We start from the raw sequence: 24,111 nt of genomic DNA, 5'->3' as shown, positions 1-24,111 counted from the left end.
TTAATCTTTATCAACCATCATCTTTTTATCGTTATGCTTTTTTACCGCTATTTAGCCTGGCGTTGGGGGAGCCTTAAAATAATTGTCTCGCCCGTATCGTTATCAATTTTTTCATCTGTGATTGTAGGAAAACCATGCTCTAACAATGGGGTAGGAATATTATTAGGCTCCACTTTTACTGGTGGACGGCTAATTGGAGCAAGGCCAGAATCTAATGACAAATAGTAACCTTCAGTTTGATATCCACGCATTTCGTTAAAACGGTCAAAGTCAGCATCTTGTGGTAAAGAAACAATATAACGGCCAAGATGGCTTGATGGCTCATAGCGTTTAGCCGGCACAGCCGCATTAAATAAGCGTTGGCAAATTTTATAAGGCGTTGCATCAACAATGGCGCCATCAGGTAATTGTACCGTGGTTAATTTAATTAATTGTGACTGGTGATACTCGCTGCCATTAAGTGAATAGGTATAGACCTTCATACCCAGTTGGTGAGCGTCATGTTTAACGTTTGGATGCTGCATAAAGCTGCGTATATCCAAGTGGAGTCCTGAATTATCACCGAGCTTTTTGTGTATGGCAGAGAGTGACGATTTTGCCGTATAGTCTTTATAGCGTGAGCGGTAACGTTTGGTGCCGTATCGCCCTACGAGTTCAAGCTTACTTTGATTATCTAAGTAATAAGCATCGTTTTTGACGCCGTTACGTAAATCAGCCGTTAATTTTTCAATGCTTGTTGGGTGTCCACCCTGAATAAACCCTAAATACACCGATGGATTAATGCCTCGTAGCTTATAGAGTATTTCTTGTTCCGCGGCTGAATAATAAAATCCTCCTAAACCAATATATTTTCGGAGCATATTATCAAGCTCAACGAGTTTTTGGCCGTTGGTATCAGATTTTATCTCTACATTGAGTTGTTGATTATTATGGCGATATGCGGCGAAGGTTTTAAAGGCTTCAACAGCGGCAATAGGGCGTTGATCGAGTAAATTGTTAGTTTGCTTATCGCGTAGTTTGAGATTGGAAAACGCCTGAAAGTTCATGCGATTGAGTTTAAATCGTTCACCAGTGTAATACACGGTCGCGCGGCCTGTCTGGCTATCGTGATGATTAACCCAGGTGCCATCTTTAAGCAGCATTACGTCAATTTCAACACTATTAAAGTTATCATTTAACGCCGACGCGATGGCATTTGCACTGCTTTCTGGTTGTCTAAAGTCACCTCGATGGGCTGATATTTCTAGCTGACATTGGGCGGTAGACAGCATTTTGATATTGCCATTATTGGCTAGGTATAAATTCCGGTCACCTAAGCTCAACTGAGTATCAATAATATTCAAGCCCTGGGTAGCAGCATCTGTTGGTAAGTGAGTTAACTCGAGAGGAATAACATTAACCGGTTTAGCTGGAGAGGGCGTAGGGAGAGATTTACAGCCTGTTAACGAGAACAGCAGAAACGCAATAATGATGCCGCATAACTTCAGGCTAAAGGTAAGACTTGTCATAATCCATAAATACAAGCTATTAATATATAAGGCTTTATACATTAATGTGTTTTGTAACACAACCTTATGAATAAAGTTACTAAATTTAAAAGTTTAAAATGTGAATGGATGACTGTTTTCTAAAGCGAACGGTTGCTTAATATACAGAAATGGCAATGAGATGCACCAATTTAGGTCATTAGTGACAGATTGAATAACATCATAAACGGGTGCACAAGATTGATGCTGTTAAGGTAACACAGTGATTTGAGATTAAATCGCGATGTAAACGCGACTGTGAAGTACAAATGATAGGATGCTCCCCAGAACACCGCTGCCGGCGTAGCCCTTGAACCGTAGGTTCAAGGCGGGTAAATGTTCATCTCCTAAGGCTTCTCGGTACGAGCCGAGCATGCACAATGTCAACAAAAGCATTCACCCTGGGTTTGTAATTATCGGCACAGGGACATAGCCAGTTCGCGCATATCCCAGGGAGCAAAACAGGGTAGAAGTAAGTATTACACTTAATTCTGAATTCTTAGTTTAGTCATCCTTGCGGCTTCGTTCAACCAATGATGTTTCCAACGTCGATTGTAATAACGAAATACGCTCATCCATTTGCGCCATATATTGCTTATTTTTTTGCTTTTCTTCAAACAACTCATTGCCAATGTTCAATGCAGCCATGATGGCTAATTCTTCACGGCTTAAATTGTTAGTACGCGACTTTAAGGTTGTCAGTTGGTTTTCAACTTCTCTGGCAACGGTGCGTAAGGCATCTTCGCGTCCTTTTGGACAGCCAATAGAGTAGGTGCGCCCTAAAAGGGTTATATCAACAGCACTGTTACTCATAATGTCGCCCCAATCCTTAGTCAGTTCGCGAACTATATAGGGCTGAATTTAAAAGCGCAAGGCAACAGCGGCCCTTTTTAACGATTTGTTGTTTGAGTGAACAAATCGCCTGCAATCATTGTATTACTATTCACAAATTTGATCACATGTCGCGCTAGTATTTGGAGCATCATAGTAACTCTGCTAGCATTGAGACAGATATCGCGCTATTAGGAAAAAACCATGGCAACCCCACCTTCTTTATGTATCGAAAATCTTAAAAAAGCCTTAGATGCGGCCGAAATTGGTCAGCACCCTGTAGAAGTGCACGGTGCACTTGTTGGGCTAATTTGTGGTGGTGTACAGCAAGACAATTATGCGTGGCTAAAACCGCTGGCAGACTTAATGAATGATGGCCAACCGCTAGAGTCTAACCTACAGCAATTAATTGCTGAGCTTTACCAGGACACCGTTGCTCGTCTAGCAGATTTTGAATTTGGCTTTACCTTATTACTGCCAGAAGAAGAAGTCTCGCTTAGTCACCGTGTTGAAGCACTGGCCCTGTGGACGCAAAGCTTTTTAACCGGCATTGCGATTATTCAGCCAGAACTGGCTAAAGCATCACCGGACGTTCGCGAAGTCATTAAAGATTTAGCAGAAATTGCCCAGGTTGAATTTGATGTTGGTGATGATGACGAATCAGAAACCGCCTACGTTGAATTGCAAGAGTTTGTCAGAATGTCAGCCATTTTATGTTACTCAGAGTTTGGTTTAGACATGCCATTAAATGACACCGACCAGTCATCGACTATTCATTAATTTTTAGCTTTCATTAGCAGCGGCGCAGCGTATGACCACAGCACATCATTCAACTTCACCTCAAGCTGTCGACATTGCCATTGTAGGTGGCGCGATGGCTGGGGCGACATTAGCCCTAGGGTTAGCCAAGTTATCTGCATCACTCGCACGCCCGCTGCGTATCGCCTTAATTGAAGCTCATGTTGCTGACAATAAACACCCAGGTTTTGATGCTCGCTCCATTGCCATTGCGCATGGCTCTATTTTTGAACTGACTCGTTTAGGCATTTGGCCAAAGCTCAAGCATTTAGGCACGCCGATTGAAAACATCCATGTGTCCGATCGCGGCCACTTTGGCATGACTGAGCTTAACGCCAAACCGCTAGGCTTAGATGCGCTAGGGCAGGTGGTTGAACTGGCTAAAGTCGGTAGCGTACTGTTTGATGAACTGGCGAAATCGTCGGTACAGGTTTATTGCCCCGCTAAGGTCACCGCTTTACAGGCCCTGCAAGATGGCCATGTGTTGTCGTTAGATGACGGCAGCCAGTTACATTGTCAATTGCTGGTGGCCGCAGACGGCGCGCACTCAGTGGTACGCCAGTATTTAGGCCAAACCACCGAACAAGTTGATTTTCAGCAAACGGCTATCGTTGCCAATGTCACCACCAATCAACCGCACCAGCATTGGGCTTATGAGCGCTTTACTCAAACAGGCCCATTAGCCTTGCTGCCGATGCAAAACATGACCGCATTCTCAGCGCAATCTAAAGCATCATCGACGCAAGCCAAAGAGCCATCAGCGCAATTAAAAGAGCCCTTAGCGCAATTAAAAGAGCCCTCAACTCAATTAAAACAGCCATCTGCGCAATTAACAGACTCTGCCAAAGGACAATCGCGTTTTTCACTTGTGTGGGCATTGCCGCCAGCGCAAGCCGATGAATTGAAAAACGTCGATAAAAGCGAGTTTTTAGCCGCATTACAACATGTATTTGGCCACCGCGTCGGCCAGTTTGTCGATGTTGGCCAGCGTGTCAGTTATCCGCTTACCTTGTCATACATGCCAAGGCCGATATATCACCGCTGTGTGTTTGTCGGTAATGCAGCGCAAACGTTACACCCTATTGCAGGGCAAGGCTTTAACCTAGGCCTGCGTGATGTGGTTGGCTTGTTAGATGTTATTGAAACCGCGCTAACGCAAGCCAATAGTGAAACTGAAGTAAAAGTCGATCTTGGCAGTAGCGACATCGTGCATCAATATTTGGCCGCACGCCAACAAGACCGCGACAGCACTTTACGTAACATCGAATTTTTAGTCCGTGGCTTTTCCAATCAATATTGGCCATTAGTCGCAGGGCGCAGTATTGGCTTGCGTTTATTGTCTTGGCTGCCGCCGTTAAAACGCCCCGTAGCACAAACTGCCATGGGCTGGCGTTAACTCATTTTAAGGTAAGGATTGACCATGTTTTCAACCAAAACATATGATGTAGCCATCGTCGGCGGTGGTATGGTCGGGCTCGCAACTGCCATTGGGTTAGCCAATGCCGACCTGAATGTGGTGGTAATAGACGCAGGCACAACTCAGGCCGTCAGTGGTGAACCTAAATTACGTGTTAGCGCCATCAATAAAGCCAGCCAACAACTGCTGGAAAATCTCGGCGCATGGCAATACCTCGACGACAGTCGCATTAGCCCGTATCAAAAAATGTCAGTGTGGGACAAAGACGGCCTAGGCAAAATTGAGTTTGATGCTCACAGCATTAGCGAAACCTATTTAGGCTCGATTATCGAAAACGATGCCATTAGTCATGCCCTTGCCAAACGTGCCAGTGAAATCAGTAATCTTACCCACCTTGAAGACCAACGCCTTGAGCGTGTGGCCTTTGGTGAGCGAGAAGCCTGGCTTACGCTCGCCAATGGCGACAATATCAGCGCTGCGGTGGTGGTTGCTGCAGACGGTGCCAACTCGTGGGTGCGTCAGCAGTGCAGTATTCCATTAACGTTTTGGGACTACGGCCACCACGCTATTGTCGCCACAGTGCGCACCGAACTTGCTCATGACGCTACTGCCAGACAGGCCTTTTTACCCGGCGGCCCATTAGCCATGTTGCCACTGTACCAAGATAACTTATGTTCCATCGTGTGGTCGGTGTCGCCCGAGCAAGCCGAACACCTACAAGCTTTAGACGATGTCGAATTTGGCAAAGCCTTAACCGCTGCCTTAGATGGTCGATTAGGTGTGTGTAGCGTTGAGAGCGAACGGCAATCATTCCCGCTGCGTATGCGTTATGCGCGCCACTTTGCTCGCCACCGTTTGGTGTTAGCCGGTGACGCTGCTCATACTATTCATCCGCTAGCTGGCCAGGGCGTAAACCTTGGCTTTTTAGACGCGGCCAGTATTGTCGACACCTTTAACGAACTGCACCAGCAAGGCAAAGATTTAGGTGAATATAGCCATTTACGCGCCCTAGAACGTTGGCGAAAAGCCGACGCCATGGAAATGATTGCCATCATGGAAGGCTTCAAAAGACTGTTTGCCGGCAGTAACCCGCTTAAAAAAGCCATTCGTGATATCGGTTTAACCCTGGTCGATAATGTCGCTGGGCTGAAAACAGTGTTCATCAAACAGGCTATGGGTAACAAAATGACATTACCTAAACTTTGCCGCGAATCAATTTCATCTTAGCTAATGTAGAAAGTTGTTTAATATCAGGCAATACAGTCAAATCAGTCATTTTATTGTAAAAAGTTATGTAAAAAAATTACAGCAATGGATTAGCTAAACTAATGCGACAAACCTCGGATTAGAAAAATTTTTTGTATACAAAACAGGTCTGCGGAGTATAATTTTGACCGCATTTTATCAAAGACCTACATAAGAAAGGCCTCAAAAAAAGGGATAATAATGGCTAGCAAAACTGTACTTTTTAACAAGCATTTAGAATCGAAAGCCAAAATGGTTGATTTTCATGGTTGGGAAATGCCGATTAACTACGGCTCTCAAATCGAAGAACACCATGCAGTGCGTCAAGATGCGGGCATGTTCGACGTATCGCACATGACAGTGGTTGACGTAACCGGCAACGAAGCTTGTGCCTTTTTACGTAAGTTACTTGCTAACGATGTCGCCAAACTCACCGTTGCGGGCAAAGCCCTTTACGGTGGCATGCTAGACGAAAGCGCTGGCATCATCGACGACCTTATTACCTATTACCTAACCGATACTCACTACCGTGTTGTGGTTAACTCAGCCACTCGCGACAAAGACTTAGCGTGGATCAACAAGCAAGCCGCTGCGTTTGATGTTGTGGTTACCGAGCGTCCTGAACTGGCAATGATTGCCGTACAAGGCCCTAACGCTAAAGCCAAAGCCGCACAGGTATTCAACGCTGAGCAAAATGCAGCCGTAGACGGCATGAAGCCATTTTTTGGCGTGCAGTCAGGCAGCTTATTTATTGCCACAACCGGTTACACCGGCGAAGCAGGCTACGAAATCATTGTTCCAGAAGCCGAAGCAGAAGCGTTATGGCAAGCATTATTAGACACAGGCGTTAAGCCATGTGGCCTAGGTGCACGCGACACCCTACGTTTAGAAGCGGGCATGAACCTATACGGTCAGGACATGGACGAGTCAATCAATCCATTAGCCGCCAACATGGGCTGGACTGTCGCGTGGGAACCAAGCGATCGTGACTTTATTGGCCGCGACGCACTGACCGCCATTAAAGCCGCGGGCACTAAAAAATTAGTCGGTTTAGTCATGGAAGAAAAGGGCGTTTTACGCCATGATATGGCTGTGTTCTTTACCGACGCAGACGGTGTAGAGCATCAAGGTGTGATCACCAGCGGTTCGTTTTCGCCAACGTTAGGTTACTCTATCGCTATGGCCCGCGTGCCTAATGGCATTGGCGCTACCGCCGAAGTTGAAATGCGTAAAAAGCGCGTCACGGTCAACGTGATTGCACCCAGCTTTGTGCGCAACGGTAAACAAGCCTTTTAAGTGTGAGTAAACCACTGCTGCGCTAGAGTATTACGGTGTATTGAACATCTTCAACAGCACCGCAGTTACTTAAGTCGGGTTGTGGTTTACCCCAAAAAATTATTGATTAAGCACTAAAACATTTGATAAAGGAACAACAGCAATGAGCACTATTCCAGCAGAATTGAAATATGCATCTTCACACGAATGGATCCGTAAAGAAGCAGACGGTAGCTACACAGTAGGTATCACTGAGCATGCTCAAGAGCTTCTTGGCGACATGGTATTCGTAGAATTACCAGAAGTAGGCGACACTGTTACTGCTGGTGAAGACTGCGCAGTAGCTGAGTCAGTTAAAGCCGCGTCAGACATTTACGCGCCGATTTCTGGTGACGTGATTGCCGTAAACGAAGCATTAGAAGACTCGCCAGAGTTAGTGAACAGCGACGCATTCGGCGACGGTTGGTTCTTCCGTATTATGCCATCAGATGAGTCAGAAATTGATTCATTACTTGATGCAGACGGTTATCAAGAAGTGATTGACGAAGAATAATCGCCAACCACAGGAAGCTCCCTAGGGAGCTTCTTTGCTATGTATCTTTAGCACTGCGCTAAATGCATCGCCAAATGAAGCGCTATTATTCGGACCTATGGCAACGATAAGCCAAGGGCGAGGGCGCAACATTTAAACCCTTAACGGGTTAGTCACGTATTACACGTTTTCACCCTTTTCCAGTTCTGTGCCCTACCGCCTTAACTGGTCGATTTGGAACAAGGTTTATCATGACCAAGCAAACCCTGACACAACTAGAACAGCACGAACTTTTCCTTACTCGTCATATCGGCCCAAATGCAGAACAACAACAAGAAATGTTGAACTTCATTGGCGCAGAATCATTAGACGATTTAACCGCACAAACGGTTCCGGGTAAAATTCGCCTTCCACAAGATCTCACCATCGGTGATTCATGTGGCGAAGCCGAAGGTATCGCTTATATCCGCGACATAGCAGACAAAAACACAGTCTTTAAAAGCTATATCGGTATGGGTTACTACGGCGTACAAGTACCAAATGTCATTTTGCGTAACGTATTTGAAAACCCAGGTTGGTACACTGCGTACACGCCATACCAACCTGAAATCGCTCAAGGTCGTCTCGAAGCGATTTTAAACTTCCAACAAGTGTCGATGGACCTAACCGGTCTTGACCTTGCATCAGCCTCATTACTCGACGAAGCCACCGCCGCCGCAGAAGCCATGGCGCTGGCTAAGCGTGTGTCTAAAGCTAAAAAAGCCAACATCTTCTTTGTGGCTGACGATGTGTTCCCGCAAACCCTAGACGTAGTGAAAACCCGCGCAGAATGCTTTGGCTTTGAAGTGGTCGTTGGCCCAGCCAATGAAGCGGTAAACTACGAATTATTTGGTGCCTTATTTCAATACACCAACCGTTACGGCCAAATTACAGACTACACCGAACTGTTTGCCACACTGCGTGACAACAAAGTCATTGTGACCGTTGCTGCTGATATTATGTCGTTAATGCTACTTAAATCACCAGGCGCCATGGGCGCAGACGTGGTATTTGGTAGCGCGCAACGTTTTGGCGTACCAATGGGATACGGCGGACCACACGCCGCATTCTTCGTTGCCCGTGACGAACACAAGCGTTCAATGCCAGGCCGTATTATTGGAGTGTCAAAAGACACCCGCGGCAACAGCGCATTACGTATGGCCATGCAAACGCGCGAGCAACATATTCGCCGCGAAAAAGCCAACTCAAACATTTGTACCGCGCAGATTTTGCTTGCCAACATGGCCTCGTTTTATGCTGTGTTCCATGGCCCACAAGGCTTAAAAACCATTGCATCACGCATTAATCGTTTAGCTGACATCCTGGCCGCAGGCTTACAAGCTAAAGGCCAAACGTTAGTTAACAACACCTGGTTCGACACCATCAGCGTAAAAGACGCCGACGTAGCCGCCATCAATGAGCGCGCTATTGCCGCACAAGTTAACTTACGTATCGACGCCGACGGCATATTGGGTATCAGCCTAGATGAAACCACTCTGCGTCAAGATATCGCAGTATTGTTCGACGTGATTTTAGGCACAGGCCACGGCCTAGATGTTGCTGTAATCGATGCTGACATCGTAGCTAATGGTAGCCAGTCAATTCCTGAAGCATTAGTGCGTCAAGATGCGGTGTTAACTCACCCAACGTTTAATCGCTACCAGAGCGAAACCGAGATGATGCGTTACATCAAGCGTCTCGAGAATAAAGATTTAGCCTTAAACCACTCTATGATTTCGTTAGGCTCATGCACCATGAAGCTTAACGCCGCTGTAGAAATGCTGCCGGTCAGCTGGCCAGAATTTGCCAACATGCATCCATTCTGCCCATTAGATCAGGCCCAGGGTTACACGCAGTTAATCAATGAGCTGTCTGAGTATTTAGTTAAAATCACCGGTTACGACGAAGTGTGTATCCAACCAAACTCAGGCGCACAAGGCGAATACGCGGGTTTACTCGCCATTAGAAAATACCACGAGTCTCGCGGCGACGCGCACCGTGACATTTGCTTAATTCCGCAGTCTGCTCACGGCACCAACCCAGCATCGGCGCAACTTGCCGGTATGAAAGTGGTTGTCACCGCGTGTGACAAGCAAGGTAACGTTGATTTAGAAGACTTACGCGCTAAAGCATCTGAGTTAGCCGACAGCTTATCGTGCATTATGATCACATACCCATCGACTCACGGTGTGTACGAAGAATCTATCCGCGAAGTATGCGAAATCGTCCATCAATATGGCGGTCAAGTGTACCTAGACGGCGCCAACATGAACGCACAAGTTGGGGTAACATCACCTGGCTTTATCGGCGCAGATGTATCGCACTTAAACTTGCACAAAACCTTTGCTATCCCGCACGGCGGCGGTGGTCCAGGTATGGGCCCTATCGGTGTTAAAAAGCACCTTGCGCCATTTGTTGCCGGCCACGTAGTGGTTAAGCCAGGCCGCGAAAGCGACCATAACGGCGCGGTATCTGCCGCACCATATGGCAGCGCCAGCATCCTGCCTATCAGCTGGATGTACATCAAGCTGTTAGGCACCAAAGGCATTAAGCAATCAACCCAAACGGCATTGTTAAACGCTAACTACATCATGAAAAAGCTATCAACACATTACCCAGTGTTGTTCACCGGCCGTAATGACCGTGTAGCGCATGAATGTATTATCGATTTACGTCCATTAAAAGAAACCTCAGGCGTGACCGAAATGGACATCGCTAAGCGTCTTAACGATTACGGTTTCCATTCGCCAACCATGAGTTTCCCTGTAGCGGGAACCTTAATGATTGAGCCAACGGAATCTGAGTCTAAAGTTGAGTTAGATCGCTTCATCGAAGCCATGATTTCTATTCGCGGCGAAATCGCCAAAGTAGAAGCAGGTGAGTGGCCAGTAGACAACAACCCACTGCACAATGCACCGCATACGCTAGCAGACATTATGGACACCGAGTTTGACTCACGTCCATACAGCCGCGAAGTAGCCGTGTTCCCAACAGCAGCGGTTAAGGCGAATAAGTTTTGGCCAACGGTGAATCGCATCGATGATGTTTATGGCGATCGCAATTTGATGTGTTCGTGCGTCCCTCTATCAGACTACGAATAATTGCTGCTTAGTCTTGCTACTGCTTCGTTAAATTTTCAGCTTTCGTGCTCATTGACAGCCGTCAACTCCGCGCGAAAGCTTTCAATTTAACTTGCATTAACTTCGCCAGCGACGCAATTATGGTGGTAGTGGGATTCAATTGAGCTCCAAATATTTAAAAGCGACCTTAGGGTCGCTTTTTTGTTGGGTGTTGCAGCATTTTTCAAGACAGTTGTCGCCTAAACTGTCACTTTTGTTACTTTCCAGAAACTTTTGGACATAATTCAACAGAATGTTGACTAGTATATTTCCGCTCCTTGCAAATAAAGCCGGATGAAATACCCGTCATAATGTTCAATCAGGCGTAACTTTTTTCTGATGAAAAAATCAGAGATTAATATTCTGAAATTATTAATCGGTACTCACCCAATTCATTTTCATCAGCATATAAATTCTCTTCATATTTGAACGTTGATGGGTTTGCATCGACAACTCTGTGTTCAGTCCAATACACGTAATGAGTATCTTTTGAGAAGCGATCTGAGATAAAGGTAAAGCTATCAGCATCTGCACCAATAATAGGGATATTATGGTAAAATATTTGCTCTCCTATTCGAGTAAATACTTTCTCATCTGGATCAATAACAATCACGTCATTTGGTTTAACACCTTCCAGTTTTTTATCCCTTGTATACACTTCATTGTTATAGGCATAAAAGTTATTAGTAATGTTTGTAATATCATCACTAGGCGCCATTATTACCGTTTTGGGGTCTAGGTGAAGTTGTCTCCATTTCCACATTTTTTGAAGTTCATCTGCATCAGAACGACTGACTTCAGATGATTTTCTATTTTGAATGATATTGCCGTTGTAGTAGAGGTTTTTCTGATCTTTTGATATGGCATCATTGAACACTTTAAAGCTGTCGGGATCACTTTCAGGAATGGGATTATTAAAGTAATAAGCTTGGTTTTTATCTTTTCTGTAATAAGGAGAAATGACCGTAAAGCTATCAGGAACCATGCTTTCAACAATAGCCCCATTAGAATAAACATGAGCTGAGTCTTTTGCATATTCATCACTGATTACTTCAAAGCTATTAGCATCGTTACTAATAATCTGCCCCTGATAAAGCACTTGTTCACCATGTTGGATATATCCGTTGTTGGCGTTTGAAATGGCCTTAGGAATCGCTTCACGAGGTATTTTGATATCAATGTAGTAGTACAAGTAGTCTTTATCCATGGCATATGAACCAAGCAGATAGGAAAAAGACGCTGAATCAGCGCCTTCAATTATCTCGCCATAACAAAATACCTTATCACCGCTAATTAAGTAACCTGAATTTACACTACTTGTATTTATCTCAGATGTAACAAGTTTTACTGAGTTAGGATTAGCACCAGCAACTGGTTTCCCATCGTAATAGATATAATTAATGTCTTTTGCATACGACTCATCGATCACTTCAAAGGTATTAGAATCAGCCCCTTCAATTTCAGAGCCTCCAAGCTGAAAGAAATTTCCATTTCTAACAAACGTCACTTTACCTTCTTGCAAGTAATATTGATTACTGGCTTCGCTATTAAATGCCTTAGCGTTATGGGTGCTGGGGTTACTAACATAAAATGAAAAAGCAGCAAATACTAATAGATAAAGTACAGTTATAACCAAAATAAAAGTGCCTATCCACATAAGTGTTTTCATTCATCTCGTCCTTAAGTTTTAAATTGAATTACGCATAAAATAACATATTAATAAAAGATTTAGATCTTCTTTCAACATTTAATCTCGTTATACAACAATCCATTACACAATCTATTAAAGAATGTATCGCATGACATAATTGACTCACTTCAGCAAGCGTTAACACAAAAAGGCCGTGATTAAGTGATATTTTGTATCTTTTTTTAAGGTACGGTAAATAATAAATTGTATTCATACTTGGATACCCTTAATTGTTTTGTGTAATCTAAATTAGATACATTAAGTGGAAACTGTATCCAATTTAGATTACATTAATGTATGGGAAATGGGAAATGGGAAATGGAAAATGGAAGGTGAGGTGACTATGTACTCTTTTCAAAGCAATCCACACAAGCAACAACCCGTTAAGAAAACGGTTTTAAGACAGTACAGAGAACTGGTTGATGCAGTTAAGGGAACGCTATTGCCCTCAATACCTAAAGAGGGCTGGATTAGAACAGTAAGAAAGGCGCTTGATATGTCAGGCGCTCAGCTAGCCGATAGAGCAGGCATGACAAGAAATAGAATTTCGGTGCTTGAAAGGCGTGAGGCTGATGGCGACATAACGCTAAATCAGTTAAAGCAACTGGCTGAAGTTCTAGACTGTGATTTCTCATACACTCTAAAACCTAAAAAGGCTGTTACTGACACAATGCAAGAGCGTGCACTTAAGCTTGCAGAAATAGAAGTAAAGAAAGCCTCTAAAAATATGTTTCTAGAGGCGCAATCAGTTAGCAAAGAGAAAGAAAATATCTTAATAAGTGAGCTAGCCGAAGACATTATGCGTGCCGGTGGGCGAAAGCTATGGGGTAAAAATAAGGAAGACAAAGTATTTTGATTATGAATGAACCAGAAGGTGCGACACCACTTGATCCAGATGATATGGAAGGGTTGAAACACCCACACGTAACAACAAGAGAGCAACTTAACGAACTTGAACAATCTAATATACTAGCAGGCCAGCAATGGGTTAGTGGTATATCTGGCTTAACGCTGGATGCTATTTTTTCAACTGAGTTCGTTCTTGCACTTCATAAGAACCTATTTGGTGATGTGTGGACCTGGGCTGGAACCACCCGGAACAAAGAGTTGAGTATTGGCTGCGATCCCTTTCAAATCAGGCCCAAGCTTCACAACTTTCTAGAAGATGCCAAGTGCTGGGTAAAGTTCAACCATTTCTCACATCTAGAGCTCAGCGCTCGTATACAGCACAAACTTGTTGAGATTCATCCTTTTGCAAATGGTAACGGTAGGCATTCGCGTATATTTACCGATGTTGTTTGCATAGTTCTACTAAAAAAACCACCGCTTAACTGGGCAGAGGGCAACCTAGAAAAAGTGAGCGAAGAGCGCAAAGCTTATATCACTTGCCTTAAGGAAGCAGACAAAGGTAATTTTGCTCCGTTCGTTAAATACCTAGAGAGCCTGGGCAACTCACATAAGTGACAATAACCTTTAACTTGTCAGTCTAAACAAGTGTCTCTGATGTTCAGTTACCGCTACACATCCAGTTATTTAGCAACTGTAGCTAATTTTTGCTGCCCTTTTTTGATTAATCCTAAAACATCTGGATCTTTGACTAATTCCTGTTCATTTAAGGTCACACTGATGTTGTTGCGGCTTGCCCTGCAACGACCTTGTAAAGGTTGGTTTAGAAACTAAAGGTGAGTAGTGATGATCAACTTTTTAGTATTCATCTATTAGTCTTGCTACTGCTTCGTTAAATTTTCAACTTTCGTGGTCATTGACAGCCGTCAACTCCGCGCGAAAGCTTTCAATTTACCTGCCGTGGAGCTATATTTGTAAAGAGCAGCTTCGCCAGAGACGCAATTATGATTGTAGTGGGCTTCAATTGAAGTTTTAGTATCTAAAAGCGACCGAAAGGTCGCTTTTTTGTTTTAGATACATCAGGAATGTTTATATTTACGTCTGTCCGGCAATGCTTTTTAGCCGGAATCCAGGTGTTTTCTTGTTGCTTTTATGGCCTGCGGCCACTAACGTCGTGGTGCTTCACCCACACCAGACCAAGAGGAAACCAACAGCTATTCCCTCTTGGATCTCCCAGCTGCCACATCAAAATTATCTGAAAAGCGATAATTTCGCGACGTGGTTGAATCCAGCTTTTGACCGCTCTTGTAACCGTCTTCGGCCTTATTCGAAAATGCTAACGCTTCCGATGGTACATCCTGTACCGCGAAAGCTAGCCTGACGTCCTGTCAGGCTCACGCATTCACTTGCAAAGAGTCTTCAACGGCCTCAAGTAAAATGGAGCCTGCAGATATAATATCTAAAGCATTAAAAAGCGGACCGGTTGGTTCGCTTTTTAATTTCCGTCATTCCGGCAATGCTTTTGAGCCGGAATCCAGGTGTTTGCTTGTACTTTTAGTGTCATACAGTTTATTTAACTATAGTTAATAACTACTACAGGTGAGTGAGACACTAAAACCTATAAATGGCACAGCATTAAAACCTATAAATGGTATGACACTAAAATCTAAAAGTGGCATGAAGATATGATTAATTTTAACCTGAAAGAGCAGATGGATTTTAGGCTTCTCTTTTTTGTTTAGCTGATGTATTTCTTCATAAAGTGTCAATGAGTGTCCTTGATCCGTCAAAGATGCTCGAATGAGAAAATGCTGCTTTCTGTCATCAAGATCTGACCAATCGATATGAATAATGGGTTGCTTCATTTTTCCGACTAGCAAGGAGGCCATACGGTTATAAATGAACTCAATATCACGATGAAGATGAGGATTACGACAAAGCCTATCAACCCGCTTAATCCCATTTCTCTGACTCTATTTACGTTAAAAGAAGGGTGTAACACAATTTGTATTACACCCTTTGGATTTTACTTTTAAACCGCTAATTTAAGCATTCTTCTTATCACTAGAAACGATATTCAACACCGATACTCGCCTGTTTAAAGTCTGTTTCTGTGTCGGAACCGTTAGATACATTATCCAAATTAATTTCTGCATCATACCAACTGTATTCGGCATTAATTAAAAAACGCTCTGTTACCTTAAACGCAACACCTGCTCCAGCAAATACACCTTCATCATCTTTATTGCCAGAAAATCCGACTACGTCATAATCTGTTGAATACCATAACTGACCACCTTTAGCATACAACTCTACTCGATCAGCAATTGGCAATGTCACTTTTAAGCCTGCGGTATAACCATCTGTTTTAGCACTAGATAAGTTGTTGCCGTAACGACCAAAATCAATATAGCTACCTTCCAGCGCTAGGTACTTATTGAAGCGATAACCGACTAGGCCCTGGAGAACATCATTGTCGTCGTCAAAGTCATCTTCGCCATCGACTTTTAGGTAACCATAATTAGCGCCGACATAAACGCCATTTTCTGCTCCGTCTTTCTTGAAATCATCAGCGTGAGTAAAAGTACTAAAAGAGGCTAACGAAATAAGTCCAGCTAAAGTAATAATCGTATTTTTCATAAGGTACTCCTAGTTAATTACGTAAATACATCTAATTACATCAAGCTAGTTACAAGACGGATGCCAACTTTATAAAAGTAACAGAGAACTTTTTGTTTTACTGTGGAATTTATCTTAATATCAATTGGTTACGTTTAGCTTTTTGTGAGTAACGGTGGGGGAAGATTATATATTCTCAATGATAGTGCTTATTTTTTACCTGCTTAAAGAGGTCGTGATAACGTAAAACGGTATTTATTTCTGATTGGATTGTAATTTTTTCATATAGTAACGCAATGTTATCAATGTGTTACGAGATATTTTATCGTTTTCGGAAAAGACAAACTATATTCGTTACAATGATATTCCTTTACTCTTTGGTTTTATGTCTCTAGGTCTGCGGCCACTGTACTGGTCAAGCTAAACTGGACACTTTCAATGGCAGATAACAGACTTTGTCGGTGAGTTTTGTGCATCTTTTGCGCATCTTTTGTGTTAAGAGGGCGGGTGACAAGTGAGAGGCATTTTGATAAAGGGTGTTTTGCATTCATGGCATTTACTGGTGGTAATTTTTGTTTGGCGATAAATTTGATCACCAAAGGTCATGAATGTTCCTTAGTTTTTAACCTATCTCATTATTTTATTCATTCTTTTTTGGGGTGTCAGGCTCTGCCCCGACTTATGAACTTATGCACTGATGTGATGTCAATGATAAGTACAACAAAGTGACAGCTTTAAATTAAAAGAGTGTATGTTTTAAATTTTTCTGAAGAAATTTTAAATAGATTTCAAATTGGTTTATTTTTAACAAGGTAATTAAGGATTATGAAGCGTATATTTGTATTTTTAATGATTTTTTTGGCTGTTTCTGGGTGCAGTAGTATACCGCTAACAACAATGTATAAAATGATGAGTGTCAATCCATTAGAACTTGAACCTGGTGAGATTGTTGTCGCTGTTCAAGCCCCAAATGGAATAGTTGTTAATAATAACGATGTAGTGATTACATTTAGCTTTAAAACTAATGACCCTAACTATAGTTTTGAGCATGAATTTTTTGTAGAAGTGAATGATCAATATGTATTACCTGATGAGTTGAGGCAAAAAAGCAATAATGACAGTAAGTTTTTTATTTTAAAATTGACAAAAGATGATGCGTTAAAAATGCGACATGGGCAGGACATTGTAAAGAAATATAGAATTAACAATAGCGATGGTGCTGGTAGTTTTAATCTGAGCGTCGAGTCGGCATGTAAAAACAGTCAGTTCTCCAATAATAATAATGAATTAAATGTGTATTTAAAACTTAATGACAATGATGATTTTTTTACATTTATGGAAGACCTAAACGTGTTAGAGCTTGTTGAAGATAAGCCTGGTCATTTTAAACCTATTACGTTTTGTACGTAGGCAAAAATAACATCACAAATAACATAGACATCCATAATTATTACAGTGTATACCTTATGGTGCTCTACCATTCATTGAGCTTTCAATGGCAGAGAACAGACTTTGTCGGAGAGTTTTGTGTATCTTTTGTGCATCTTTTGCGCTTCTTTTGTGCATCTTTTGCGATAAAAGGGCGGGTGACAAGTGAGAGGCATTTTGATAAAAGGTGTTTTGCATTCATGGCATTTACGCGTGGTAATTTTTGTTTGGCGATAAATTTTATCACCCAATGCCATGAATGTTCCTAAGTTTTTAACCTATCTCATTATTTTATTCATTCTTTTGTGGGGTGCTAGGTTCTGCCCCCACTTATTAGAATTACATCTGTTATGAGTTGGGCGCCGCCCACCTCCCATCGTGTGTGTGACTTAGGTTTCCCTTAGTCCTTGCATTCAAAAAGCAAACGCAGAAACATACGGAGGAAGGCGACATAAACTAGTTGTAAGAGAAAATGTATTCTTTTTTCTCTAGGCTATTTTTTAGATATTCGGGATCTCTCCAGCTTACAATAAAATCTTTGTTTAAGACAATTGGGCTATTAGATTTAATATTATATTGTACTAGTTTTTGTTTACTATCAAAAGTGATTTCTTTAACAAGCTCCATTAGTGCGAGTCTTTCATTTTCGTCAATAAATGGACAAGCTAGAAAGTCAAAATAAAACATAAAGTATTCAGAATCAGTAAACATATCGGAGTGATTTAAAAGGTATTTCTTTGCTTCGCTTGTTAGTTCTTGTCGTAATGCATCAAATTCAGCGTTTCCTTCGATATATAACATGAACGTTATCCAGCGGAAGTAGAAGTCATTTGTATCTGAGTTTTTCACTAAACTACCTAAGTATTGTTTTAATTTAATTTCTTTTAATTGATACTTTTTTGGTAACATAGTTAAAATAATCAATAGATTCAACGTCTCAAGTCCAATCATATCATTTTCGTGGTCAATAAATATATTTATTGCTTGTTTTACATGGTCAAATATTTTCTTGTGAACTATCTCCTTATGATTTAGAGGCCAGTCTGATGTCTTTTCAATAAGGATGTTAATTATCCTGCCTAATCTATCGGTTGGCCTGATTCTAATATCCATAGCATGGATGAAAAACAAAACATCTAAATCAACTAGTAACCAATTTAAATGATATTCTTCTTTATTAGGTATTTTTTCAACTTTTGTTAGATATGAAAGCATTCTTTTTGTAATAGCACTAAACAAATAATTGGATATGGAGTTATAACTTACCTTGTAATTGGCTAAAGCCATTTTTAGTTCTGCGATAATTTTATTGGCTACAGAACTTGGTCTGCTTAATTTTACAATCGATTCTGATTCTTTATTTAATTCTATATATCGTGAATTAAAGTATTCGCTCACGGTATTTTTTAAAGTATGTTTAGCTAAAGATATGTCTGTGGCAAAAGGGCGGGTTACTATAGTTGTTTTAGCTTCATTTAGATACATTTTATATTCTAAAAGGCTTGCTTCTAGTGCTTTTACGAATGCAGTTCTTACTTCCTCTGATCTATAGAAAACAAAGTAATCATCGACGTAGCGTCTAAAATTATAGTCCTTTGAAACTTGAAATTCATTATCAGACATTTTATTAACTAAATTTAAGTCTATTTTTTGTAAAATCACCTCAGCAAAGATTCTACTTATTTCAGGTCCTATTATAATTCCGTTAGTTTCGCGATAATTAGTAAGTTGCATTAAGTTGTCGAATTCACCATCGAAATCACCATTAGCACGTGGTTTTGCTTTGGCTAATTGTTTGCTTTTTACTGCCCAACCTATTGAGTGTGTATAAATGCTAGGAAAACATTTTGATATATCTACTTGGAGCATGCTATGAAATTTTTTTTCAAGTTTATGGTGTTCATAAGATTCAAAAAAACGGTAAAGAAAAGGATATTTTTTGTATTTGAAATATGAACTTGAAACAATACGTTCTTCGTCCACATTTTCAACTCCATCAACTAATTTTGATCCCTCTTGGTTTTTTCCATAAAATTTTGTTGTTTTCCTATACGGATGCCTTAAAGAATATTTAGACTTTGTACAGTAATATTCAATGAGATCATCAAATTCAGAGTAAAATTCACAAACTTTTAATTGAGATACAGGATGCATAATTGATATAGCCCTTGGTGGTTTGTTACCACCTCGACTTACTAAATAGTCTAAAGGTATATAAACACCAGTGTTATTGTTAAAGTCTATACCAGAAATGGCTTTGTATGCACTTAGATGAATTGGAGTATTAAACCTCTGGTACATAGTGAAATTTGAGAACCATAGTGGTAATTCATAAGGCAAAACTTCTGTAAGTAAGGCTCTGAGTTTATCTTTAGTATTAACCTTGATTATTTTAGACATTCTTCCATGCCCTCATTAATTGAGCCGTTTTATTTCGACTAAATTTACCAACATTTCTATTCTTTGCGTTTACATATATAGATATTTTTTTTATAGTATTTTGTTCATTTAGGGTAAGTTTGAATCTAGAGCTGGATATTTGTTTGCATAAAAAACCGTCAACAGGTTTTAAACATTCAAAATTATCAGTTACATATTGATAGTTGTGCGCAAGTCCCGCGAGTAAATTTCCATTTTTACCTTTCTTGACAGTTTTTAACATGCAAAGGTATTCAATTCTTCTTTTTAAAATTGACAAGTTATTTGTTTTTTTAAAGTCTATGAAGCTTAGTGCTATTCTTCTTTTTATTATGTTTAGCTTTGATTTCGAAACTTTCAAATTTACAAGGTTAGACTTACCATTCCTAGATGAAACTTTTATTGAATAACCTAAGTAGTCAAACTCTGCTGAGTTAGTCGCACCACTAAAATATTTGTCAGTATTTTCATTTAGACTTAATCCCATTTCGTTCATGTATGTAACTATATCATTTTGTACACTATTCTCTTTCCCTGTCGGTATGATGATTATTAGATCATCTACGTATCTTGCGTTATATATTACGTTTGAATGCGAGGCTATTTTTTTGTCTAATGTTTCTAAATAAAGCTCTGCAAGAGTTGGACTTATGGATAGCCCTCTAGGTAAACCATTGAGGCCGTGGTTACTAACAAGATCATTATGAATGTCATATAGTAATTTTATACATTCAGGTGCGAGGATAGTTTCATTTTCAAATTTATCGAACATCATTTTTAAATTTATTTTTTCAAAACAATCTTTAATATCCAGCCTAATAATATGATATTTGCCAGAATCCTTTAATAAGGTGATTAACTGCCTGATTATTCTGTTTCTATCTGCTTGCTGAACTTTATAAATTCGCCTAATAAATCTATCTAGTAACTTAATGGAAAAAAAATCTTCCATTTTTGAAGGTATATAAATAGCTTTGTTTCTTGCCTGTCCAATGTCAATTGGAGACAAAACGAAATCAGTAGCTTTCCAGTACTGTAAAATATGATCTATTGCAGCTTCAATATCTCCATAGTGTGATAGTAAATCCCATTGCCAAATATCTGATGATGACAGTGATTTAGTTAATTGTTCTCTATCAAAAACTTGTTTCAGCATTACTAAAGCCTATTGTCTTAATTGAGTCAAAGTAGTCATTCCGCGATTTCATCATTTCCAAACTTCACTCTTCCCCAATCACTGCTGCAGCACTTGATACACAATCGCATCAACTTGTTGTTGGTTGAGTTGTTGTGTACTTACAGATGGTATGGTTTTAACCAACTGCATATTCTTCAGCTTTCTACTACAAACAAGTGAAAACGGTGCATTTACTTGGTTAGTGGGTTCTTTGTTGGTGAATGTTCGCCAGATAGCTAACAAATGATTGAATGGCAGTGCAGCGAGTATTGTTTGTCGCGTTATTTGTTCAGTTGGACTAAAACTGCTCCACGACAGAAAGCATAAGCGGCTGACTTTAAAATACAGTGTCTGTAAGCCAAATGCGGGAATACGTTGAAGTTGGTCTCGGTCGACAGGTAGTTTTACCGTGCTGTCGCGATGTTTCAGCAATACAAACATCACCCCAAGGGTGACGAACATGCTCGAAAGAACAATGGCTACTGATAATAAACTGGAGGATAAACTTGTCATTGTCGTCCTTGCACGTAATGTGACCTAAGTAGTTGGTCGCAATTCTAAATCCATGAATCTGCTGGATTAATATACTCCGAGTTTGGCAATAATGTAAGTGGAAATTTTCATCAATCGTTAAGCGTGCAGTTGAGCTAAATGGGCTGTTGCAGTCGTCAAAAATATCATTGCAGAATAATGGCTTGTATCAGTGTGTTTCTTAATGGGTATCTGTAAAGAAGGCGTAGAATCAGCTGTAATGACACTGCTACTACTTTACCTGTACGTGACACATAAAAAAGGCCTGCTTATTTTAAGCAGGCCTTTTGGGTTTAGTTTTCGCTGTTAGTCATGTTCACTTCAAAAACATCGCTTAAGCTAGTCACTATTTGGGTAAGTCACTTTCTACAAAAGCTATTTACAAGATCAGTCTACACAAGCCGTTATAAAAGCTGTCTTAGAACTGGTTCATTGAATTTAAGTTTACTCTGGACCCCACTTATTCTGCGCCTTGAAAACCCTTAGATGCATTTTTTTATACGATATTTTCTATATATTTTGAGAGAATAATTTTTTTACTGAAGAAAGCAAAAACTCATCCTGATAACGCCCAGCGGCCACGGACAAGCCAACTGGAGCACCATTTACTGTAGCCAAAGGAATCGATATTTCGGGAATTCCTCCGATCCCTGCAAATGATGAGATTGCCATAGTTCTATCATAAAAATCTAATACGCTATCCAGATTATTAAGAGAACCTTTTAATGGCGCAACTGTTGGTGTTGTGGGAAATAAAAATAGATCTCCCTTCTTAGTGAAGCTGGATATTTTATTAAAAATCTTTTCACATAGTAACAGAGCATTACTTAGCTCCGTCCTATCAAAGTTTCGAATATTTTCGTACGCTGCTGAAAATCCTGGTCCTTTTTCAGGAGAGAAAGTCTCAATCCAACCGCCTACAGTATTTGCAAATTCAGCTGTCTGTAAAACTCTTAAAGCCTGTCTGTTAGAAATATTAAGATCAATTTCTTCACCAACGATGTCACTCAGAGTAATTGAGGTTATAACTACTCCTTCACTTTCAAATAAATGTGATATTTTTTTCTTAATAGCACAACTCACTTCAGCATCGGCAATAGAAAAAGCATCTTCTAATAAATAAATATTAAGTATATCTTCTGGATTTTCATTTTCACTGCGGAGCATCGTACGCATGACGTTTTCAAGTATATTTATGTCATTTGAGAATGCCCCAACGGTACTTACACTCGGCATGAATGGTAATACACCTGCTTCAGATATACGGTGTAACGTAGGTCTCATCCCCCATATACCACAGAAGCTAGCGGGGACTCGAATTGATCCCGCTGAATCAGTACCGATTGAGAAATCAACCAATCCGCAAGCAACCGCTGATGCAGAACCGCTAGATGATCCTCCTGGTACTCTATTAGGGGCTTTTGGATTTATTGGAGTACCAAAGAAATAACTTTCCCCATCCAAACTGTATGTATATTCATCTGCAATGGTCTTACCTAGGCAAGTAGCACCAACGGCTAAGAGTTGTTCAACGCAAATAGCGTTGTAAACTGGAGCTTTATGTTCAGAACTCCACGGCTTACTCCCAAACGAGGTTTTATAACCTCCTATATCAATATTATCTTTAACCGCAAAAGTAAGCCCATCTAACAGACCTTTTTTATATGGCTTCAAAGAGAACACTTCAACAAACGCACCTGATGATGTAAAGCTATAGGTATTCTGAGTCATTACTTTCCTCAACATAACTGCTTTCGATGGTAAAAAGGATACTTGGTAAATTATGCACCTAACAGTTTGTTATTATCCCATACATAAAAACTACTTTAATATCAATGGCTTATTCATTTGAGGATAATCTGCGTAGTCTTTAGTATAAGTATGTATTAACGTTAAATAGTATTACTATTTTTACATTAAACAATCCTTATGATAATAAAAGCTCATTACAGCCGTTCACATTGAATTTACAAAAACAAACCTTTGCATGACATTATTTTTTATAAATGTTTTTAAAGCGCATCATGGGCACAGGATTGAGCGGGTTACGACCAAGTTGCACCATAGTAAATCGCATTAATGTTTTATGAAATCCTGCATTGGGTATTGCACTGCGAACCTGCTTAATAAAAGCCTTATCGACACCGTTTTTAACCAGACCCAATGAAAAATCGATTAAATCAGCTTTTCTAAATACTTCAGCTAACTTTTCATACGGCCCTTTATAGGCAAAGAGTAAATGATGCATATCAATAATGATTTGAATCTCTTCTTTCCAGACATCTAAACCTTCCTGTTCAAGATATTGATGACAGTCTTGATACGATGGGACTAAATAGTCCACCCTGTCATGTGTCCATAATGCAATATCATGAAAGGCTGCAGCAATTTGTATTTTTTTGCTCTCTTCCATTGTAATTTCTGGCATTAAATAATGGCAAAAATTAAGCATTCGGGTGACATGATTACGATAGCCAGTAAAGTCGCTTTTTATGACATGTTTATACGTTTCTAAAATTTCATCTACAAGTGGATAGCTCATTACAACGTTCATTTTTACACCTCTATTAATTCAATGAGGTCAGTTTAAAGGCTTTCAGTTAGGGCTATAATGGTTAAA

At 40.6% G+C, this 24,111-nt stretch carries 18 protein-coding genes, 1 other RNA gene and 1 pseudogene; 9 read left to right on the top strand and 11 right to left on the bottom strand.

What is annotated here, in order from left to right:
- Positions 1-47 precede the first annotated feature (47 nt).
- The 3 genes from AC19MV_RS04965 to AC19MV_RS04955 all read right to left on the bottom strand — a co-directional run bounded on the left by AC19MV_RS04965 (position 48) and on the right by AC19MV_RS04955 (position 2,339).
- The gene (locus AC19MV_RS04965; RefSeq protein WP_498306091.1) at positions 48-1,508 is read right to left on the bottom strand and encodes a glycerophosphodiester phosphodiesterase; all 1,461 of its coding nucleotides are present in this window, start codon (positions 1,506-1,508) and stop codon (positions 48-50) included.
- A 295-nt stretch (positions 1,509-1,803) separates the two neighbouring features.
- Positions 1,804-1,985: non-coding RNA, 6S RNA (gene ssrS / locus AC19MV_RS04960), on the bottom strand.
- A gap of 45 nt (positions 1,986-2,030) precedes the next feature.
- Positions 2,031-2,339, bottom strand: coding sequence for a cell division protein ZapA (locus tag AC19MV_RS04955; protein WP_188953784.1), 309 nt, complete (start codon positions 2,337-2,339; stop codon positions 2,031-2,033).
- Positions 2,340-2,561: 222 nt separating this feature from the next.
- Here AC19MV_RS04955 and AC19MV_RS04950 point away from each other — a divergent pair, with 222 nt between their 5' ends.
- The 6 genes from AC19MV_RS04950 (at position 2,562) to gcvP (ending at position 10,764) form a co-directional block, all read left to right on the top strand.
- Complete coding sequence (locus AC19MV_RS04950) at positions 2,562-3,137, top strand: UPF0149 family protein (protein WP_498296575.1); 576 nt, start codon at positions 2,562-2,564, stop codon at positions 3,135-3,137.
- 31 nt (positions 3,138-3,168) lie between these two features.
- Complete coding sequence (locus AC19MV_RS04945) at positions 3,169-4,551, top strand: UbiH/UbiF/VisC/COQ6 family ubiquinone biosynthesis hydroxylase (protein ID WP_498306089.1); 1,383 nt, start codon at positions 3,169-3,171, stop codon at positions 4,549-4,551.
- A 24-nt stretch (positions 4,552-4,575) separates the two neighbouring features.
- Positions 4,576-5,799 (top strand): FAD-dependent oxidoreductase, encoded by a 1,224-nt coding sequence (locus AC19MV_RS04940; RefSeq protein ID WP_498306087.1) that lies wholly within the window; start codon positions 4,576-4,578, stop codon positions 5,797-5,799.
- A 219-nt stretch (positions 5,800-6,018) separates the two neighbouring features.
- Entirely contained in the window at positions 6,019-7,113 is a 1,095-nt protein-coding gene (gene gcvT / locus AC19MV_RS04935; protein ID WP_498306085.1) for a glycine cleavage system aminomethyltransferase GcvT, read from the top strand.
- A 142-nt stretch (positions 7,114-7,255) separates the two neighbouring features.
- Entirely contained in the window at positions 7,256-7,645 is a 390-nt protein-coding gene (gene gcvH, locus AC19MV_RS04930) for a glycine cleavage system protein GcvH (RefSeq protein WP_432399866.1), read from the top strand.
- 230 nt (positions 7,646-7,875) lie between these two features.
- Complete coding sequence (gene gcvP, locus AC19MV_RS04925) at positions 7,876-10,764, top strand: aminomethyl-transferring glycine dehydrogenase (RefSeq protein ID WP_498306083.1); 2,889 nt, start codon at positions 7,876-7,878, stop codon at positions 10,762-10,764.
- Between the two features lie 373 nt (positions 10,765-11,137).
- Here gcvP and AC19MV_RS04920 read toward each other — a convergent pair whose 3' ends face one another.
- Positions 11,138-12,451, bottom strand: a complete 1,314-nt coding sequence (locus AC19MV_RS04920; protein WP_498306081.1) for a DKNYY domain-containing protein — start codon at positions 12,449-12,451, stop codon at positions 11,138-11,140.
- 283 nt (positions 12,452-12,734) lie between these two features.
- Between AC19MV_RS04920 and AC19MV_RS04915 the strand changes: the two genes are divergently transcribed.
- Complete coding sequence (locus tag AC19MV_RS04915; protein WP_498306079.1) at positions 12,735-13,328, top strand: mobile mystery protein A; 594 nt, start codon at positions 12,735-12,737, stop codon at positions 13,326-13,328.
- Positions 13,329-13,330: 2 nt separating this feature from the next.
- The gene (locus AC19MV_RS04910) at positions 13,331-13,936 is read left to right on the top strand and encodes a mobile mystery protein B (protein WP_498306077.1); all 606 of its coding nucleotides are present in this window, start codon (positions 13,331-13,333) and stop codon (positions 13,934-13,936) included.
- A 1,073-nt stretch (positions 13,937-15,009) separates the two neighbouring features.
- On the opposite strand, the pseudogene AC19MV_RS04905 reads toward AC19MV_RS04910, so the two are convergent.
- Together AC19MV_RS04905 and AC19MV_RS04900 are read right to left on the bottom strand one after the other, a co-directional pair.
- A pseudogene (locus AC19MV_RS04905) lies at positions 15,010-15,288 on the bottom strand (IS4 family transposase); the annotation flags it as partial.
- A 94-nt stretch (positions 15,289-15,382) separates the two neighbouring features.
- On the bottom strand, positions 15,383-15,958 hold the full coding sequence (locus tag AC19MV_RS04900) for a porin family protein (RefSeq protein WP_498306075.1): 576 nt from the start codon (positions 15,956-15,958) through the stop codon (positions 15,383-15,385).
- Positions 15,959-16,762: 804 nt separating this feature from the next.
- Here AC19MV_RS04900 and AC19MV_RS04895 point away from each other — a divergent pair.
- On the top strand, positions 16,763-17,347 hold the full coding sequence (locus AC19MV_RS04895) for a hypothetical protein (protein WP_498306073.1): 585 nt from the start codon (positions 16,763-16,765) through the stop codon (positions 17,345-17,347).
- 474 nt (positions 17,348-17,821) lie between these two features.
- On the opposite strand, the gene drt3b is transcribed toward AC19MV_RS04895, so the two are convergent.
- The 5 genes from drt3b to AC19MV_RS04870 form a co-directional block, all read right to left on the bottom strand.
- Positions 17,822-19,765, bottom strand: coding sequence for an antiviral reverse transcriptase Drt3b (drt3b, locus tag AC19MV_RS04890; protein ID WP_498306071.1), 1,944 nt, complete (start codon positions 19,763-19,765; stop codon positions 17,822-17,824).
- Positions 19,758-20,939 carry an antiviral reverse transcriptase Drt3a gene (gene drt3a / locus AC19MV_RS04885; RefSeq protein ID WP_498306069.1) on the bottom strand — a complete coding sequence of 394 codons (1,182 nt, stop codon included), beginning with the start codon at positions 20,937-20,939 and terminating at the stop codon, positions 19,758-19,760. Before drt3a ends, drt3b begins: the two co-directional genes overlap by 8 nt.
- A 78-nt stretch (positions 20,940-21,017) precedes the next feature.
- Complete coding sequence (locus AC19MV_RS04880; RefSeq protein WP_498306067.1) at positions 21,018-21,473, bottom strand: hypothetical protein; 456 nt, start codon at positions 21,471-21,473, stop codon at positions 21,018-21,020.
- A 528-nt stretch (positions 21,474-22,001) separates the two neighbouring features.
- Complete coding sequence (locus AC19MV_RS04875; RefSeq protein WP_498306065.1) at positions 22,002-23,222, bottom strand: amidase family protein; 1,221 nt, start codon at positions 23,220-23,222, stop codon at positions 22,002-22,004.
- 262 nt (positions 23,223-23,484) lie between these two features.
- Positions 23,485-24,045 carry an HD domain-containing protein gene (locus tag AC19MV_RS04870; RefSeq protein WP_498306063.1) on the bottom strand — a complete coding sequence of 187 codons (561 nt, stop codon included), beginning with the start codon at positions 24,043-24,045 and terminating at the stop codon, positions 23,485-23,487.
- Between the last annotated feature and the right edge of the window lie 66 nt (positions 24,046-24,111).

It is taken from the genome of Shewanella sp. MF05913 (assembly GCF_059758095.1).
This window is presented reverse-complemented; position numbering and strand designations above follow the sequence as displayed.